1 protein-coding gene is annotated in these 1030 nt (G+C 65.7%); it reads right to left on the bottom strand.

Annotation, left to right across the window (positions count from 1 at the left end):
• A complete protein-coding gene (locus RZ1_RS29435) occupies positions 1–969 on the bottom strand; it encodes an IS481 family transposase (protein ID WP_072816487.1) in 969 nt (322 codons plus the stop codon).
• Between the last annotated feature and the right edge of the window lie 61 nt (positions 970–1030).

Genomic DNA, 1030 nt, shown 5'->3' with positions numbered 1-1030 from the left:
CTAGCTGTAATTCCCGGGGACGTTGTGAACGCCGACGCGGTCTATAGGTGACTGTCCACCGATCCCGGTGTGGGGCCGATGGTGATTGTAGTCATGCAGCCACTGCTGGTAGGTGGCACAGCGGGCCTCCTCGGACCGGTAGGTGTGCGCGTACGCCCACTCGGCAACGAGGGTGCGGTTGAACCGTTCGACCTTGCCGTTGGTCTGCGGCCGATACGGCCGGGTCCGCTTGTGCGCGATCTCCGGACCGAGAGCAGAAGCGAACTCCTGTGATCGATAGCAGGATCCATTGTCCGTCAGCACTCGCCTGACGGTGATGTCGTGGGCAGCGAAGAACGCGTGAGCACGGGCCCAGAACCCGGCCGCGGTGCCCTTGCGTTCATCTCCGAGGATCTCCGAGTAGGCGAGCCGCGAGTGATCGTCGACCGCGTGGTGCAGGTAGGCGTAACCCATCTTCGATCGGTTCTTGCGGCCGGTCTGCCGGCCGAGCTTGCGGTGCCCACCACCATCGGGAATCCGGCCGAGTTTCTTGATGTCGACGTGCACCAGATCACCCGGTTGCTCGTGTTCGTAGCGGTGGGGTGCCGGGCGGCGTACGGGCAGTCCGGTGGCCTGGTCGAGGTGGGCGAGTTGGGGCATCTTGTAGCGGCGCAGCACCGCCTCGACGGTCGATTTCGCCAGGTGCAGGTGATAGGCGATACGGTGCGGTCCCCACCGTCGGGTGAAACGCAGGCCGATGATGCGTCGTTCGGTGCGGGTCGGGGTCCGGTGCGGGCAGGACCGGGGGCGTGAGGACCGGTCCTGCATCGCTCGGTCACCGGCCAGGTAGCGATCGACCCATTTCTTGGCGGTCGCCGGTGAGCACTGGAACCGTTCGGCGGCCCGGCGCAGGCTCCAACCGGTCTCGACGACGAGTTCGGCCAGGGCCAATCGGCCACGTGGGGTCAGATAGGCGTTAGCGTGTGTCATGAGGGCCCTCCGGTAGTCGGGGTGTGTGTGGTAACCACACCGATACCGGAGGTCCTCACCT

This window comes from Rhodococcus zopfii NBRC 100606 = JCM 9919 (assembly GCF_001895025.1).
Taxonomy (GTDB): Bacteria; Actinomycetota; Actinomycetes; order Mycobacteriales; family Mycobacteriaceae; genus Rhodococcus; species Rhodococcus zopfii.
The sequence above is the reverse complement of the archived record's forward strand: the minus strand, read 5'-3'. Positions and strand labels throughout refer to the sequence as shown.

Coding starts and splice junctions, on each gene's coding strand:
- RZ1_RS29435 (WP_072816487.1), bottom strand. CDS start 969: ATGACACACGCTAACGCCTATCTGACCCCACGTGGCCGATTGGCCCTG.